The following is a 16,227-nucleotide window of genomic DNA, read 5'->3' on the forward strand; positions in this document are numbered from 1 at the left end:
GGCAAGAGCGGCCAGAACCGGTTATGTAAAGTGTTAACTGCCAAAAGGAATTCAGTATATGGAAATATTTCACGCCACAATAGAAGATGCAGAAAGTTTACTAGAGCTCCAACGCGTTGCGTATCAATCAGAAGCTGAACTGCATAATGACTTTAATATCCCGCCTTTAACTCAAACGCTTGATGATCTGAAAGCAGACTTTGAGAAGAAAACCATTTTGAAAGTTGTTGATAACGGTAAGTTATTGGCAAGCGGTCAAGCTCGCTTAGAAGCTGGTAGTTGTCATATTGGACGCATGGCGGTATGGCCTGACCTACATGGCAAGGGTGTTGGATCTAAGTTGCTTTCTTCACTTGAAATTGTATTTCCAGAAGCTAATCGTGTCGAGCTTTTTACTGGGGAGTTTAGTGCTCGTAATTTAGCGATGTACAAACGTCGTGGTTATTCTGAGTTTAAAACGGCAAAGTTGGGTAAAACGAGAGTTGTATTCTTAGAACGTAAACTAAAAAGCAGTTAACAAGGGTTAAATATTAGCGGGCTGTTCACTTCATTTAAGCCAACCATTTTAAGTCGACTTTGATGGTCTTACATATAAAGAGGAGTACTTACAATGGTTCGTCAATCACGTAAATTTAAAATATTTGCTGCAATAATTACCATCCCATTATTTGCGGTATTTTTATTTGGGTACAACTTTATTATCTTTATGTATGCTGATGGGTTAAGCAACATTAAGCACTACTTCTTACTTGGTTTAGGTTTTATTGGTATTCTTTTGTGGGCAAAAATGTCCGTGAATATGATTAAAGACATAAGATTGATTAAAGTGTAATTTACATAAAAATATATCAGTCTTAATTATGCTAGGAAGCACGTGTATTTCTTTTACCGCTTTATTCAGTGCGGTCAATTCTAAATCAATAAAAATTCAGTTTACTTTGTTTGCCTATGTGGTTGTTAAACGAGTTGCATAAGGCAAAAACATTTAGATGCGCTACATAGTAATCTCATAGTGTGATCTCATCGCAGTCAGGTCCATTGTTAGAGTAATATCGTAGAACCTAAAACTTACTTGAAGTAAATCTATAGCTGCATCTTCGCATTATTAAATAGGCCCAACATTTTTTGGGCTTATGATGCACAGGCCTATTATATTAAAAGCGCCTAATTTGTTGCTATTAGTTTTTGCTTAATGCATTTTCATCGGCTCTTGAGTCAGAATGTTTACCTCAAGGTAAATACTTGCTCAACAGAAACAGAAAAATGAGCCGCTATTTTTAGTGCAATAACCACCGACGGTGTAAAACGCCCGGTTTCTACTGTGCTAATGGTTTTTCTAGAAACGCCTATGGCATCTGCCAACTCTTGCTGAGATATTTTATGTTGTAACCGAAGTTTGTGAATATGATTATCTAAATCTTCATTCATAAAGCTCTTCCTTGCCAAGTTTCCACAAAATCAATGCGCCATGTGTAGCAGCTGCTAAGCAAAGCAATATTTGAAGTGCATCTGTGGGATTGAAAGGGGCTATTAATTCCACAAACCACTTACTGTCGCCACTATAAGCGAGAAATGCTCCGCCAATTACCATAATATGACAAATAGCGCGAAGGCTGAGCGAACTAACATAATCCACATACTCGTCGTTAAATTTATATGTCCAGAAACCAAGTTTTGATATGTGCTTAGCAAACTTCATCGATTTAGTACCTAACACAAGAAAATAGATAAAACTCGCAAATAAAGTTAAATCTACTAGTAAATATATAACTGAATCGGTTTTGCTGATTACTGTTGAAAGCAGCTCTGCTAACAAGAAAAACGCTAGAGTAATACTGGTTTTTCCAGTAATTGTTAAATATTGCTGTTCTTGTTCTGGTAGTACTGATATTGATTTTGCCATTTGTTGTATATCCCTTTTTAGTGGCGACCCAATAATGTCGCGTTTTGTTTACTCCACTTAAGGTTTCATGTGATACCTAAATACACCATATGTAACCCCTAGGTATCAATGATACCCAAAGGTTACATAAAGGCAACCTTTTTTATTTTTTAATTCGCGTTAAGTGAGTACTGAGCCTGTACTAATCTAATACTTGGATAAAAATGAGAAAGAAAATTTAAAAAACAAGAGAGAAAATAAATTAAAAATATATTTTAAAAACAATGATTTAATTTATTTTTGCTAAGTTTGATTAACAAGTTGAACCAAAGTAGGAACTCAGATATGGTTGTTTTATTAATAAAATAAATTTAAACGAGTTAACCTAAAAGGGGCCTATAGTTACCTATGATCGAGAGCGCGGAGGAATTTAAAAGATTAAGAGAAAGCAATATTCCAGAGGAGTATTGTCGCGCTGCTCATGAAGGAGCCGACATTCAAGTATGGAAATGTGTGCTAGAAAAATACCCAGATATGGCATTTTGGGTGGCACAAAATAAGGCTGTTCCAATCGAAGTTCTCGAAGTGTTATCAAAGCACCCTGATCCAAAAGTTAGAGATATGGTTGCAAGAAAAAGAAAAATAACAGAATCTTTAATGCTAGCCTTTGCGACTGACAGTGACCCGTCAGTAAGAAACGCACTGGTAAATAATGGCAAGGTTACCGAGCGAGTTTTAAAAATATTAGTTAATGATTCGTGGCAAACCGTAAGTGAGCGTGCAGCTGAAAAACTACTAGCTCTAACAAAGTCATAATTTTTAGCGGGGTTAACAAGGAAGGTATGCGTTCAATTCAATTTTTAGGTTTATTGACATCAATAGTGTCATTTTTGTGTTTGTTTTGGGCTTTAGCTCCGCTTTCGCCTGACAGTAGCGCTTCAGTAGAAGGTGCTATTGGCTTGTTTTTAATGTTTTTTGTAGCACCACTTTTTGGTTTTTCAGCCTTGTTGTTAATTCCTTCATCTATCGCACTATTTAATGCTAAGTTAAGAGCGAACACTTATTTTTATGGTAAGTTTTGGTACGGTGTATGGGGCATTAATAGTTTGATATCTATAGGGTATGTGTTTGTAATTTTATATATTGGTTATATTTACTTAACTGTAAAAGTTAGCAACTAGTACTGTAATTAAACTTCAGTGAAATAACGTTTTACGCTCACTTTAATCCACCATTAAATTGGTATAGCTATGTCGTCAGGAGGCTCGGGAAAACATGGACGAACTTTTTAGAAAATATGCGGCGGCTTTTGATGCATTCAACCCACAAGCAATAGCTAACCTTTACCGTTTACCTTGCGCTATTGCAGACGGCGACGGTGTACAAACATTTACAGATAAAGATGCTCTCGTTAAAAAGTTTACTTTTAATTGTGAAACTATGCGCAGTTTAGGTTACCAGAATACTGAATTTAACGTGCTTGAAAAACAGCAACTGGGTAAAGATAAAACCGCTGTTACCATTGGGTGGCGGCTTTATAATAAAGGCTCAAATATAGATTTTCGTACACTTTATATTTGCCACCAAATCGATAACTCATGGTTCATATTTAGCGCTAATGTTTACTAAGGTAGTTTCGGTAATGGCTGCTAGTTTGTTAACAAACACATTTTTTGTTCGTTGGGGTGTATACGCTTATGAAAGTTTTACTCTTGTGTTGAACGTTACCGAGCACGTTGTTGATTATTTAAATACCACTACTTATGAAGCATGAGCTCTGGGTAGAAAGTAATAATGAGCAAACATTTTGTTTGTCTGGTCCACAAGGAGATGAGGTTCGAGCTCTTCTAGGAACTGAGGCTAAACTTATTTGAATTTGTGAAGCTTCATCTCATTTTGAGGCAATGACCAAGTATTACAAATATATGGGGTGGGGAGAGTACAATACTGAATTCCCTGAATACGACAAAAAAACATATGCAGAGCCTGGGTGGACATGATTTCACTTAATAAGCAGCTAATTTTTCCCGCCAATTACACTTATTTGTTTCTTGCATTTAATTAGAACTTTCAGCTAGCCCCATTAGGTAAGGCTAAAAACGACTTAAAACTAAATAATTTTCAACTAATTTGCTAACGGCAAACTTACTGTAAAAGTGACCCCATTATGTTGTGTATTATTTTGCGCAGTTACACTGCCTTTATGGTAATCGCACACCAGCCTTACAATATAAAGCCCTAAGCCTAAATGCGGTTGTTGCTGCATGTGCTGGCTGCGCACCGACACCATAGAGTCAAATATGTGCTCGCTTAGCCCTTCGGGTAATAATGGGCCTGTATTACTTACGCTTAGAACTGCTTGTGAATCTTTGCTTTGTAACGTTACGTTAATCGCGGTATTAGCTTGGCTAAACTCTAGTGCGTTATTAATGAGCTTATCAAGCAGCTGCGCTATAAACTCAGGTGCGCCTTGCATAGGTAATTTGTTTTGGCATACATCAAGCGTAAATAACTGGTTTGGGTAAGTAAGCTGATAGCCTTGCATGCAACCATTTATTACTTTTTGTAAATCAAAAGGCTCAGGCTCGTTACTTTGAATACTTTGCTCAAGGCGAGTAGCTTCACTCATGGTGGTAATTATTTTACCTAAGCGCTCTACGCCTTCACTGGCGCGATCGAGGTATTTTTGGCTAAGCTCGGTTTGTTCCAAACTTTGTAAGTTTTCAAGGGATGATCGTACCACGGCAACAGGCGTGCGTAGTTCGTGAGATAAACGCGACGACATGTTTTCTAAATAGTCGGTATAGCCGCCCAATCGGCTCACAATATTTGCAAAGCTACGCGACAGGTCGCCAATTTCATCATTAGAATCACTGTAACTAATACTGCCGGTAACACGCCCTTGTGCATCTATTGCTTGCTCTGCGGTATCGCGAAGGCGCCTAATACGGCTCGATATTCGTGATGCAAAAAAGAATAAAGTCACGGTACCAATCAGCATAACGGCTAAAATAACGTTAAATAACTTTTCGAGCGATTTATTACGAAGCGTACGCACACCATTTGTCGTTTCTTCAGCTATTACTGCACCAATGACTTTGTCTTCAATCCAAATAGGGTAGGCGGCAGATAAAATAACGGCTTTGCTATCGGGGGTGAGCCGCCAAGACGATGCAGGTTGGCCTTTTAATGCATTAGCTAAATGACTGCCTTGCATAGATGCTACGTCGTGTAGGGTATCTATAAATTCGTTTTCAGGTCGGGTTAAAATTTTATAATAAAGTGGGTGCAAATAGGTTTGCTCAAAGCGTTGCCAAGCATTTTTGGGTGGCTGATTTTTAAGACCATCGGCCCATACTCCATCAGCGTTTTGAATCGTGCCCGATTGCGCAAGTACGCGGTGATGATTGTCTACAACCCATATACGGCTGCCACTGTGGCCCATCCCTTTTAAAATGCGGCTAATTTCTGGTGAAGGCACAAGCACTGAGCCTAAATCGCTTGGGTTATTTAAATTAGAGGTCGACATAACGTTAGCGTTAGGTAATTTGCTTAAGCTATCGGTATCTACAATAGCAAAACCCAGTTTGTTTCCTAGCATGGCTAACGGAAAGCGCAGTTCAACGGTGTAGCCCTTTTGGGTGCGTTTAAAATAGCCCTGAATTTTTGTAAATGGTGCTTTGGTGTCTGCATTAAATGCATTAACCCAGCCGTCTTGCCTTGGGGCGATGATATAGGTATTAAATTGGCCATCAGGGGCTTTTAAACCAATTTTTAAATGGTCGTTATTAGTAATGCTTAAGCTGTTTTTAGCACGATAAATAAGTGTGTTGTCGGTAACATTAAAAACGGCATATAAGTAGTTATCAAATTTACCTACCATGTGGTCGAACGATAAATCGCTGGCTTGGTGATCTTTATTAGTTTTTTGTAAATAGCGTTTATCGTAATGCCAAAATAACGGTTCGTAGGGTTCCCAGTCGGTTAGTTTGCCATCGAGCTGAATAGGGTTTTTTAAGTTATAGGCGTATAAATCGCGGCCTTTTATTACTTGGTCTAAAAAGTTGGTTTGCTCGTCAAATAAAGCAGGGCGTTCGTGCAGAGCAGTGGCAAGTGCACGCGTTGTGCCTACGAGTGTTTTTTCTTGGCCTTGGCGTAAAAACTTTTCCATTTCCCATACGTACTCGTAGCCTAGCCACGGCAGTAAAAATAAAAAACAAGAAAGCACAATAAACTTACTACGTAGGCCAAATCGAAGCATTAATGCTGCTCCCACCTATAACCCATACCATATACGGTATCGATACAATCAAATTGTGAGTCGAGGGCTATAAACTTTTTACGAATGCGTTTTACATGAGAGGTGATGGTGCTGTCGTCCACATATATTTTTGCATCGCTCATTAAATCGTTACGGCTTTTTACATGGCCTGGTCGCTGCGCAAGTGAATGCAGCATCCAAAATTCGGTCACGGTTAAATCCACTAATTGCTGTTGCCAAAAAACCTGCATGCGCTGTGTGTCGAGTGTTAACTGCCCGCGTGTTATAAGTGCATTGGCATCGGCGGGGTGTTCAAGGGCTTCCATTCTGCGAAATAATGCACCTATTCGTGCTGCTAAGTGTGCCAAGCTAATGTCTTTTGTTAAGTAGTCGTCAGCGCCCATACGTAGGCCGCAAACTGTGTCTATTTCGCTATCGCGTGCGGTTAAAAAAATAATAGGGAGCGTTTTAGATAAGGTACGCAGGGTTTGGCATAGTAAAAAGCCGCCATCAATTTCGTGGCCAAGGCCTATATCAACGATGGCTAAATCGGGGAGTGCGTCTTTAAATGCACTTTCTGCCGTTATGCGGTCGCTGTAACCACTCACTTGGTAGCCTTGTGCGCCTAACATTTCCATGTAGTTTTCGCGAATGGCGGTTTCATCTTCAATGATGGCTATTTTTTTCATTCTACACACCCTTATTTATTTTAAAACGCACTATATCGAAGTTTTTCAGCTATGTACGGTTAAAAAGGCAATTGCCATTTTTTTGCCACAATTGCTCAGCGGTTTGCCATTTTTGCTCCCCTTTGTTGCCACTTGGTGTTGTTTTAATGCACCTATCGAAACAAAACATCACAAAGTTAAATCAATTTTAAGGATCATATTATGAAGAAGACATTAATCGCGCTAACGCTTGTTGCTGGTTTTTCTACTCCGACATTTTCATCGGCATCTGAACATTCGCCCTCAAAAGAAGCAACTCAAGAAACCGCAATAGGTTTAGGTACAGGCGCTATTATTGGTGGTGTGGTTGGTGGACCAATCGGCGCGTTTATAGGCGCATTTGCTGGTGGCTTAATTGGTGATGCAAAAGTCGCCGACAACAAACTTGATGAACAACAACGCGCCTTGGCAGTAATGAAACAAAAAACCAACGACTACCAACACGTACTTAATCATAACAATCTGTTAGAGCAGCAATTAGAGGTGCTTGCACAGCAAAACGAGCAGTTAACACAATCTCAAATTAATAACCTGCTTGCGATGACCGTTCAATTTAAAACGGGTTCAAGCACCATAGCGCCTCACTTTGCTAAACAGCTCGACCAGTTAGTTGTACTTTTAAACAATCAACCTCAATTAGCGCTTGATTTAAGTGGCTTTGCCGACCAACGAGGAGATGAACAGGCTAATTTTTTACTGTCTAAAAAACGTGTAAATGCAGTGCAAAGTTATTTAATAAAACACGGCGTTAACCACAAACGTTTAAGTACGCAAGCCTTTGGTGAACAACACACATTGGCAAATAGCAATACAATAGAAGATAACTTTTTTGACCGTCGAGTAACGCTGACTACCCGTTCACTAGCGCCTGTAAATGGCCAAACGGCGAGTAACTAATTTTAGCATTCGATGGAGTGATTTTATGTTGAGTAACCCAACCAAAATGCTTGTTAAGGCAAGCATTTTTATATTCACGGCAATAGCGCTATTAGCAAGTAATAGCAGCTATGCGCAATCGCCAAAGCTTGAACTAACCGATACCTTAGGTAAGCCCGTTAGCCCTGCCATAATATTAAAAAGCGACGCTCATATGACAGTAACAGGGTTAATTAACCATGTTGTCGTTAAGCAAACTTATCAAAACGAAAACCCATTTGCGGTGAATGCACGTTATGTGTTTCCACTACCCGACGAAAGTGCAGTGCACGCCATGACAATGCGTATTGGTGAGCGCGTTATTAAAGGGCACATTGATAAAAAAATTGAGGCCGAAAAAAAATACGCACAAGCTCAAAAGGCAGGAAAGCAGGCTGCATTGGTGCGTCAACAACGGGCAAATATGTTTGTCACTAATGTGGCAAATATTGGCCCTGGTGAACAGGTGGCCATTGAGCTTGAGTATCAAGAAATTATTAATTACCGCAGTGGCACTTTTACCATTCGTTTCCCTACCACAATTACGCCGCGCTACCATGCAATAAATGGCACATTAGAACAGCCTAGTTCAAGCCTTATGGATCAAAACTTAGCGCCCAGTGGTTGGCTAAGACCGGTATATAACGTTCAAAAAAATAATGATGCACCTAGCAGTGAGTTTACTTTAAACATAGACATAGATGTGGGATTAGAGCTTGTTGATATAACCTCTAAACATCACCGTATTAATGTTAATAATCCCGCGTTTGGGCAATATAAAATAGTACTGAACGATACAAATGGGGCTAATCGTGACTTTGTTTTAGCGTTTAAGCCGTTGCAAAAAGAAAACGCGCAAGCTGCCTTTTTTACCCAGCAGTTTGAAAACGCAGACCGCTATGGCCTTGCTATGTTAATGCCGCCTGGAGATCATTTTACGCAAACTCAGCGCTTACCCCGAGAAATGGTATTTGTAGTAGATACATCGGGCTCAATGCATGGGCAGTCTATTGAGCAGGCCAAAAAGGCATTATTTTATGCGCTGTCGTTACTTGAAAGCGACGACAGTTTTAACATTATTGGTTTTGATAATAATGTCAACGCCATGAGTGATAGGCCTCTTATAGCCAGTGATTTTAACTTACGCCGAGCAGAGCGTTTTATTTACAGCCTTGAAGCCGATGGTGGCACCGAAATACAAGGCGCGCTTGACGCGGTACTTGAAGGCAGTACGTTTGATGGTTTTGTACGCCAAGTAGTGTTTTTAACAGACGGCAGTGTAAGTAACGAAGCTACTTTATTTAAAAATATTCAGGCTAAATTAGGTGATAGCCGTTTATTTACGGTAGGAATTGGTAGTGCTCCTAATAGCTTTTTTATGCGCCGTGCAGCCGATATAGGAAAAGGCACATTTACTTTTATTGGCAGCACACAAGAAGTACAGCCTAAAATGGAGCAGTTATTTGATAAGCTCGCCCACCCAGCCATTACAGACCTCGCTTTAAGCGATGAAAACGGTAACAGCTTAGATTTTTGGCCGTCACCACTGCCTGATTTATATTTTGGTGAGCCAGTTATGGTTGCTATAAAACTTAATGATGCTAAAAGTGTGATACTGACAGGGCAAACAGCACAAGGGCCTTTAAGTATTAAATTAAGCACACAAAATAGCTCTCAAGCCAAAGGCATAGCAAAATTGTGGGCGCGTCAAAAAATTAAGTCACTACTTTTATATAACGAGCAAAGTAGTGTTAAAGACGAGGTGCAAAAATTAGCTTTAACGCATCAGCTTTTAAGTCCATTTACTGCGTTTATTGCCATTGAACACACTCAAATTAAAGACGTTGCAGATCAAACTGCGCAAGCCGCTAACCAAGTCCCGCAAGGAATGGAAATGCGTTTGCCGCAAACCGATGGTCAAAGTAGGCTGCATATAATGTTGGGTAGTATGTTACTTATAACGTTTGGTGCTCTTAAATTAAAAAGACGCGTTAAAACATGAAAAAGTGGTTAAGTGCAGGGCTATTAATTGCTGGGCTCAGCTTGTTTGGCCACGGTGTGTATATGCAAGCAAAGGCATGGCTTGCACAAGTGCTTATTGAGCATGCGTGGCAGCAAGCTCTTGCAGAGCCGGGTAAAAAAGTAAAACCGTGGTTTTATGCTGACAGTTTTGTAACCGCGCAGCTTTTTTTTCGATCGCATAACAAAACGTTAAGTGTGCTTGGTGGTGCGAGTGGTCGAAATTTAGCATTTGCACCAAGCCATTTTTTGCCCGCGGGGGAATTGGGCAATCGCCAGAAGGGAGCGTTAATAGCAGGTCATAACGACACCCACTTTGCGTTTTTACAGCACGCCAAAGTGGGGGATCAGTTTACTATGCAGTTACAAAGCGGGGAGTTACAGCAGTATAAAGTCACGGCGGTTGATATAATTCATCAATCGCAGCATGACTTTTTACGCACACCGGGGCTTTATTTACTTACCTGTTATCCCTTTGATGCATTAGCGTCGGGCACCGATTTGAGGTTATTGGTATCGGCAGAAATATCTTCACCAGATTCACTAAGTGGTATATCAACAACAAGCTCTTGATGGCGCTGACTAACCATAACGCCAATAAATACCACAAAAATACTAAGCCACTGCCAAAGTGTAAGTACTTCTCCCAAAATAATGGCCGATAAGATAAGTGTAAAAATAGGAATTAAATTTGAATACGCCGCCGCAGTAAGCACCGATACCTTGCTAATTGCATAGTTGTACATACCGTAGCCGCCTAAAGTAACGCAAGAGCCTAAATATAAAATACTCATAAGTGCCGTTAGGTCGTGTTGATTTTCGCTGGGTAGGTCAATAAAAAATAAAAAGGGGGCAAAAAACAAACTCCCGCTAATGCCTTGTAATGCAATTAAAGTCAGTGGTGAATACCGGTTTGCTAAGTGCTTAATACTAACAGTATAAAATGCAGCGCACACCATAGCCATTAACTCTAAAAAGTTACCCAAAATAGGATTAGGCGCTTGTTCTGAACTTGGTGAGAGCAGCGTAAGTAAAATACTGCCGCCAATACATAGCGTAAAGCCCACTACAATAGCTTTACTTATATATTCTTTGAGCATAAAAAATGCTAAAAACGCCACTATTATTGGCAAGCACGACACAATAACACCCGCCTGAGATGCCGATGTATATTCCATTGCGTGCCCTTCAAATAAAAAGTACAAGCACGGCTCAGCAAGTGACATGCCCACTAAATACTTCCAATCACCTTTTTGATATTCAAAGCGAATAACATAACGCCATAAACACAATGAAATAACGAGCGTAGTAAGCATACGTAAAAATATCACTAATGCTGGATCGTAAATGGCAATGGCGTATTTAAGCGCTATAAACGAACTGCCCCATAAAACAGTGGCAATAATTAAACATAAACTGGCAGGCATAAGACGTAATTTAAACAATAAAATATAGCGCGATCCTAGCATGAATATTTTTAACTTGTTCAAAAATACCGAGCTGGTATAAGTTAAATCATAATAAAATTTTAATAGCTAAAAACAATGCAAAGGGAACAGATAATAGTTGTAAAGTTAGGTACGAGCGTACTAACTGGTGGCACCGATAAACTAGATAAAGCTCATATGGTTGAGTTAGTTCGCCAATGCTGCGAGCTTAAAAAGCAGGGGCATCAGGTTGTTATGGTATCGAGCGGCGCCGTAGCTGCAGGCCGTGAGCAACTATTAAAATCCTGTGGTACGAGCTTAGTGGATAAACAAATGTTAGCCGCCATTGGGCAGGGCCAACTTATTCATATATGGCAAAGTTTATTTGCCTTGTATGGTGTAAACGTAGGGCAAATGCTGCTAACACGCGCTGATGTTGATGACAGAGAGCGCTACTTAAACGCACGCGATACATTAACGGCCTTACTTAGTTACAACGTGGTGCCTATTATAAATGAAAACGATGCGGTGGCGACAAGCGAAATAAAAGTGGGTGATAATGATAACCTATCGGCCTTGGTGGCTATATTAGCTAATGCAGACAAATTACTATTACTTACCGATCAAGACGGCTTGTTTACCAGCGATCCGCGCACCAATGCCGATGCAAAGCTTATTGACGAAGTAACTCACATAAACGATGAACTGCGTCAACTTGCTGGTGGCAGTGGTACTAACTTAGGCACTGGCGGTATGGCAACAAAGCTGCAAGCGGCTGATATAGCAAGGCGTGCAGGCGTTGAAGTTATTATTGCCAAAGGCGCTGGCAGCAACGTTATTTTAAAATGCATGAGCGAGCAATTACCGGGTACTCGCTTTTTAAAGTTGACAGCGCCTAAAGATGGTCGCAAAAAATGGTTATTAGCCGGGCCTAAAAGTAATGGGCAAATAGCAATAGACGCAGGCGCTATTCGTGCGCTGCAAAATAATGGGGCAAGTTTATTGGCCAAAGGAGTCACTTGTGCCTTTGGGGATTTTGAGCGTGGTGATTTAATAGATTTGATTGATACAAATAACCAAGTAATTGCGCGTGGTTTAACCCGCTTTAGTCGCTCGGAGGTTAATAAAATTAAAGGCGCACATTCAAAAAATATTGCACAGTTACTTAGTTATGACGCTGGGGCAGAAGTATTGCATAGGGATGATTTGGTACTACTTTAATGCTTAGCTAAAAAGCATGTATTTTAATTAACTGTCTAATTATTTAGTAAAGTTATAGAACATGTTTATACTGGTTAAAAATTATTCAAATTGGGTGTGGCAATGCAAGCCAATTCATGTGGCCACGAGTGGGTAGTCGAACTCACTTGTCAGGAAGACGAAAGCCATTTAGATTCGGCTTTAATAGACGTGCTAGGTGACTTACTAAGCGTCGATAATTTTGCGATTTACATAAACAAGCACGTTACCTTGCAAGCCCCACCAATACTGATAAACACACACAGCAACTTAACATACCTAGAGCCCAATCAAGCCCAATTAATACTTAATAAAGCAACACCTAGTAAAACAAGGGTTATTCATACGACTGATGATGTAACAACATACATCCCGGTTAATCATAGCGATACCATTCTGGGTGTTTTAATAATTAAAACCAAGCAGTTAATAACCGATAGAATAAGTGCATTAGCGATGTACATTTTAAATGTGTATGCGAATCAATTATGGATTTTGCATAAGTCGCGGCTTGATCCTTTAACGGGGCTTTTAAATCGGCAAACCTTTGACAAAAAAGTAATGGAAATAGTCACCGGTAATGGTTTTTTATTACCCCGAGAGCAAGCACATAAAAAACGCTGTTGGTATTTAGCCATTGTTGACATTGATTTATTTAAAAATGTTAACGATACATTTGGCCATGTAGTTGGCGACGGTGTAATTGCACAAGTTGCTAAACTCATAAAAAATAATTTTAGAATTGAGGATTATGCTTTTAGATACGGAGGGGAAGAGTTTGCAATAGTGTTTCAGTCGCAAACAAATACGGATGCACTTAATGCACTCACTCGTTTACGACAGCGAGTAGCCAGTCATGATTTTGAGCACATACAGCAGTTAACAATTAGCATTGGCTTTTTAGAGCTGCAGAGCGCTGACACCGTTTCAAGCATAGTAAACCAAGCCGATATGGCGTTATATCACTCAAAAAAAACAGGACGGAATAAGGTGACATCATGTCACGAACTTACGGTCAGTAAAGAAGTCAGGATTTCTCAATAGTATTGAGCTTTTTTGATTGTAAAATTGTGCTAAAATCTGGCTCCTTAAATTGTTGTAGTCAGAGTATTAAGCATGAAATTCGTTCGTTGGTTTTTAGGTTGTATAATTTTATTCTTTAATTTTATATTTACTCCTCGTAGTAAAAAGCGTGCAAGCGAAGAGCAAGCCAAGCTTGATCTGCAAACCTCTCATTTTAAACTTTACCAATTTAAAGCATGCCCGTTTTGTGTGAAAGTACGCCGTGCTATTAAGCGCGAAGGCTTAAACATAGAAACACGCGATGCAAAAGACAATGAGCAATATCGCCAAGAGCTACTAGAACAAGGTGGCAAAATTAAAGTGCCTTGTTTACGTATAGAGCAAAATGGCCAAACTCAATGGCTTTACGAATCTAACGATATTATTGCGTACTTAAATAAAGTAGCTGCTTAAACGATTCATTTAATTTTTATCTCACTTATTTAAAGAGACATTATCATGACAATCCGTACTCGTGTTGCCCCGTCACCTACTGGTGACCCGCATCTTGGCACCGCTTATATTGCATTATTTAACTACTGTTTTGCTAAGCAGCAAGGCGGCGAATTTGTTCTTCGTATCGAAGATACAGACCAAGTACGAAGCACACCTGAGTCGGAACAAGCGATAATGGATAGCCTACGTTGGTTAGGTCTTGAGTGGGATCATGGCCCTGATGTAGGCGGTGAATTTGGCCCGTACCGTCAGTCTGAACGTAGCGATTTATATAAAAAATACGCACACCAACTTGTTGAGCAAGGCAAAGCATTTTACTGTTTTGCAACAAGCGAAGAGCTTGACCAAATGCGCGAAGAGCAAATGGCTGAAGGTCTGCGTCCTAAATACGACGGTCGTGGTTTAAACCACACAGAAGACGAAATTAAAGCTAACCTAGCTGCAGGAAAGCCTTACGTTATCCGTATGAAAATTCCAAGTGAAGGCACCTTCAAGTTTAACGACTACCTACGCGACGAAATTGAGATCCCGTGGGAAAACGTAGACATGCAAGTGCTATTAAAAGCCGATGGCTTCCCAACGTATTTCTTAGCAAATGTGGTAGACGATCACCACATGCAAATTAGCCATATTTTCCGTGGTGAAGAGTGGATTAACTCAGCACCTAAACTATTAAAGCTTTACGAAGATTTTGGTTGGGAAGCGCCAGTACTTGGGCACCTGCCACTATTACGTAACCCAGATAAGTCAAAGCTTTCTAAGCGTAAAAACCCTACAAGTATCAATTACTACAAAGAAATGGGTTACCTACCAGAAGCGGTACTTAACTACTTAGGCCGCATGGGCTGGTCAATGCCAGACGAGCGTGAAAAGTTCACACTTGATGAAATGATTGAACACTTTGACATGAAGCGTGTATCGCTTGGTGGCCCAGTATTTGACGTAGATAAGTTAAGCTGGTTGAACGGGACGTGGATCCGCGAAAACTTGACTGACGAAGAGCTTGTGCAGCGCTTTGTTGATTGGAAGTTTAACGGCGAAATGCTAGCTAAAGTATTACCAGAAGCTAAAACGCGTATTAATACGTTGTCGGATATGGTTGATTTAGCAGGTCATTTTGTAGGTGGTATTCCAACTTACGACCCAGCGCTGTTAACGGCGGGCAAAGCCGACGAAAATGTAATACGCCAAGCACTACAATTTTTTGTATGGCAATTAGAAGGCTTACGTAGTTTTGATAAGCCAGCTATTTTTGCCATTGCAAAAGAGGTTGCCACATTCCATGAGCTTAAAATTAAAGACTTTTTAGAGCCAATATTTGTAGCAATCACAGGTAAAACGTCATCGACGTCGGTACTTGATGCAATGGAAATTTTAGGCTCTGACCTATCACGTGCGCGTTTACGTGTAGCACTTGCTCATTTAGGTATTTCTAAAAAGCAGGCTAAAAATATTGAGCGTGCTTACCGCACATACCCAAGCGCATAATCTTTAGTCATACTTTTTAAAAAGCCGAGCTTATTAAATAAGCTCGGCTTTTTTGTTTTAGGGAGCCAGTGTTAATTAGTTCTGGTATTACTGCATTTATTTCAAGTCGTAAGCTTGACCAGTACAAGTAACCGAAATGTCGCAATAAGATTGAGGAGTTTCTCTACAAGAATTAATAGTAAAGGCATTACCGCCTCTGCGCATTGCATCCACTTTAAGTGAATCAATGGCACTTGATTTAGCGCGATTGTAACTAACGTTACTGTTTGCACCACGGCCATCTCCATTACAGCTCTCGCCTTCAATTCGGCCTAATAATGAAGCACCGCTTTCATGGGCTTGTTGGTCACTATAAAATTGATGCAGATCTCTTTTATTTACATAAGTACCAATTTCATCACCTAAAACATCGTTGTTTATATTGGTATGGTAAGTAACGCCAGAACACCCAGTAAGTGCAGTTAGCACACAGGTTACAGCAAAAATACGCAGCATAATGATTAATCCCTTAGTTATTGTTGGCTTAAGAACAAATTATCAATAAAAACAAAAGCAAGCAAAACAAAAACAAAAGTAAGTTGTATCATTTTGTAAGTGATTCGACCTCTCTTTAAATTTTTTCTGGTAGTATGGGTAAGTTATAAGCAGTTTAAGCAGTGAACAAACTATGTTAAGTCCTTACTTTCAGCAGCACGCTGATTATGTTTCTATCTCTCGTGAGCAAGGGTGTCGTTTCGCAAAGTGCGTTGC

Annotated in this window: 19 protein-coding genes; 13 read left to right on the forward strand and 6 right to left on the reverse strand. The window is 40.0% G+C overall.

The window, feature by feature from the left end; genetic code table 11:
• Nucleotides 1–58: 58 nt before the first annotated feature.
• Together BCG07_RS10285 and BCG07_RS10290 are read left to right on the forward strand one after the other, a co-directional pair.
• Nucleotides 59–517 (forward strand): GNAT family N-acetyltransferase, encoded by a 459-nt coding sequence (locus tag BCG07_RS10285; protein WP_277054084.1) that lies wholly within the window; start codon nt 59–61, stop codon nt 515–517.
• Nucleotides 518–610: 93 nt separating this feature from the next.
• The gene (locus BCG07_RS10290) at nt 611–832 is read left to right on the forward strand and encodes a hypothetical protein (RefSeq protein WP_286890029.1); all 222 of its coding nucleotides are present in this window, start codon (nt 611–613) and stop codon (nt 830–832) included.
• A 392-nt stretch (nt 833–1,224) separates the two neighbouring features.
• Here BCG07_RS10290 and BCG07_RS10295 read toward each other — a convergent pair whose 3' ends face one another.
• Together BCG07_RS10295 and BCG07_RS10300 are read right to left on the reverse strand one after the other, a co-directional pair.
• On the reverse strand, nt 1,225–1,428 hold the full coding sequence (locus BCG07_RS10295; RefSeq protein WP_008130424.1) for a helix-turn-helix transcriptional regulator: 204 nt from the start codon (nt 1,426–1,428) through the stop codon (nt 1,225–1,227).
• On the reverse strand, nt 1,421–1,903 hold the full coding sequence (locus BCG07_RS10300; RefSeq protein ID WP_277054085.1) for a hypothetical protein: 483 nt from the start codon (nt 1,901–1,903) through the stop codon (nt 1,421–1,423). Before BCG07_RS10300 ends, BCG07_RS10295 begins: the two co-directional genes overlap by 8 nt.
• A gap of 387 nt (nt 1,904–2,290) precedes the next feature.
• On the opposite strand from BCG07_RS10300, the gene BCG07_RS10305 reads away from it, so the two are divergent.
• The 3 genes from BCG07_RS10305 (at nt 2,291) to BCG07_RS10315 (ending at nt 3,511) form a co-directional block, all read left to right on the forward strand.
• Complete coding sequence (locus BCG07_RS10305) at nt 2,291–2,698, forward strand: HEAT repeat domain-containing protein (RefSeq protein WP_033025552.1); 408 nt, start codon at nt 2,291–2,293, stop codon at nt 2,696–2,698.
• A 26-nt stretch (nt 2,699–2,724) separates the two neighbouring features.
• Entirely contained in the window at nt 2,725–3,063 is a 339-nt protein-coding gene (locus tag BCG07_RS10310; protein ID WP_277054086.1) for a hypothetical protein, read from the forward strand.
• 94 nt (nt 3,064–3,157) lie between these two features.
• The gene (locus BCG07_RS10315; RefSeq protein WP_277054087.1) at nt 3,158–3,511 is read left to right on the forward strand and encodes a DUF6841 family protein; all 354 of its coding nucleotides are present in this window, start codon (nt 3,158–3,160) and stop codon (nt 3,509–3,511) included.
• A 496-nt stretch (nt 3,512–4,007) separates the two neighbouring features.
• Here the strand turns inward: BCG07_RS10315 and pdsS are convergent, their stop codons facing one another.
• Both pdsS and pdsR read right to left on the reverse strand, forming a co-directional pair.
• Nucleotides 4,008–6,143 (reverse strand): proteobacterial dedicated sortase system histidine kinase, encoded by a 2,136-nt coding sequence (pdsS, locus tag BCG07_RS10320; protein ID WP_286890030.1) that lies wholly within the window; start codon nt 6,141–6,143, stop codon nt 4,008–4,010.
• The gene (gene pdsR / locus BCG07_RS10325) at nt 6,143–6,832 is read right to left on the reverse strand and encodes a proteobacterial dedicated sortase system response regulator (RefSeq protein ID WP_039036477.1); all 690 of its coding nucleotides are present in this window, start codon (nt 6,830–6,832) and stop codon (nt 6,143–6,145) included. The genes pdsS and pdsR overlap by 1 nt, the downstream gene beginning before the upstream one ends.
• A gap of 201 nt (nt 6,833–7,033) precedes the next feature.
• Here pdsR and pdsO point away from each other — a divergent pair, with 201 nt between their 5' ends.
• Genes pdsO through BCG07_RS10340 form a run of 3 tightly spaced genes read left to right on the forward strand, consistent with a single transcriptional unit; the run spans nt 7,034 to nt 10,378 of the window.
• Nucleotides 7,034–7,768 carry a sortase-associated OmpA-like protein PdsO gene (gene pdsO, locus BCG07_RS10330; protein WP_286890031.1) on the forward strand — a complete coding sequence of 245 codons (735 nt, stop codon included), beginning with the start codon at nt 7,034–7,036 and terminating at the stop codon, nt 7,766–7,768.
• Between the two features lie 25 nt (nt 7,769–7,793).
• A complete protein-coding gene (locus tag BCG07_RS10335; RefSeq protein ID WP_286890032.1) occupies nt 7,794–9,788 on the forward strand; it encodes a marine proteobacterial sortase target protein in 1,995 nt (664 codons plus the stop codon).
• Nucleotides 9,785–10,378, forward strand: coding sequence for a class GN sortase (locus BCG07_RS10340; protein ID WP_286890033.1), 594 nt, complete (start codon nt 9,785–9,787; stop codon nt 10,376–10,378). The genes BCG07_RS10335 and BCG07_RS10340 overlap by 4 nt, the downstream gene beginning before the upstream one ends.
• Here BCG07_RS10340 and BCG07_RS10345 read toward each other — a convergent pair.
• Nucleotides 10,273–11,232 (reverse strand): DMT family transporter, encoded by a 960-nt coding sequence (locus BCG07_RS10345; protein ID WP_277054668.1) that lies wholly within the window; start codon nt 11,230–11,232, stop codon nt 10,273–10,275. The genes BCG07_RS10340 and BCG07_RS10345 overlap by 106 nt on opposite strands.
• Nucleotides 11,233–11,349: 117 nt before the next feature.
• Between BCG07_RS10345 and proB the strand changes: the two genes are divergently transcribed.
• The 4 genes from proB (at nt 11,350) to gltX (ending at nt 15,477) form a co-directional block, all read left to right on the forward strand.
• The gene (gene proB / locus BCG07_RS10350) at nt 11,350–12,453 is read left to right on the forward strand and encodes a glutamate 5-kinase (RefSeq protein WP_286890034.1); all 1,104 of its coding nucleotides are present in this window, start codon (nt 11,350–11,352) and stop codon (nt 12,451–12,453) included.
• 102 nt (nt 12,454–12,555) lie between these two features.
• Nucleotides 12,556–13,515, forward strand: coding sequence for a GGDEF domain-containing protein (locus tag BCG07_RS10355; protein WP_243532809.1), 960 nt, complete (start codon nt 12,556–12,558; stop codon nt 13,513–13,515).
• Nucleotides 13,516–13,587: 72 nt separating this feature from the next.
• Nucleotides 13,588–13,947 carry a glutaredoxin family protein gene (locus BCG07_RS10360; RefSeq protein ID WP_006791909.1) on the forward strand — a complete coding sequence of 120 codons (360 nt, stop codon included), beginning with the start codon at nt 13,588–13,590 and terminating at the stop codon, nt 13,945–13,947.
• 45 nt (nt 13,948–13,992) lie between these two features.
• Nucleotides 13,993–15,477, forward strand: a complete 1,485-nt coding sequence (gltX, locus tag BCG07_RS10365; protein ID WP_008130406.1) for a glutamate--tRNA ligase — start codon at nt 13,993–13,995, stop codon at nt 15,475–15,477.
• A gap of 96 nt (nt 15,478–15,573) precedes the next feature.
• Here gltX and BCG07_RS10370 read toward each other — a convergent pair whose 3' ends face one another.
• A complete protein-coding gene (locus BCG07_RS10370) occupies nt 15,574–15,972 on the reverse strand; it encodes a hypothetical protein (RefSeq protein ID WP_138740921.1) in 399 nt (132 codons plus the stop codon).
• Nucleotides 15,973–16,144: 172 nt separating this feature from the next.
• Here BCG07_RS10370 and BCG07_RS10375 point away from each other — a divergent pair.
• Nucleotides 16,145–16,227, forward strand: an 83-nt coding sequence (locus tag BCG07_RS10375) for a DUF3581 family protein (protein ID WP_502694065.1), incomplete at its 3' end; no start/stop codon positions are given.

Source organism: Pseudoalteromonas sp. ESRF-bin5, assembly GCF_002632075.1.
Lineage (GTDB): Bacteria > Pseudomonadota > Gammaproteobacteria > Enterobacterales > Alteromonadaceae > Pseudoalteromonas > Pseudoalteromonas marina.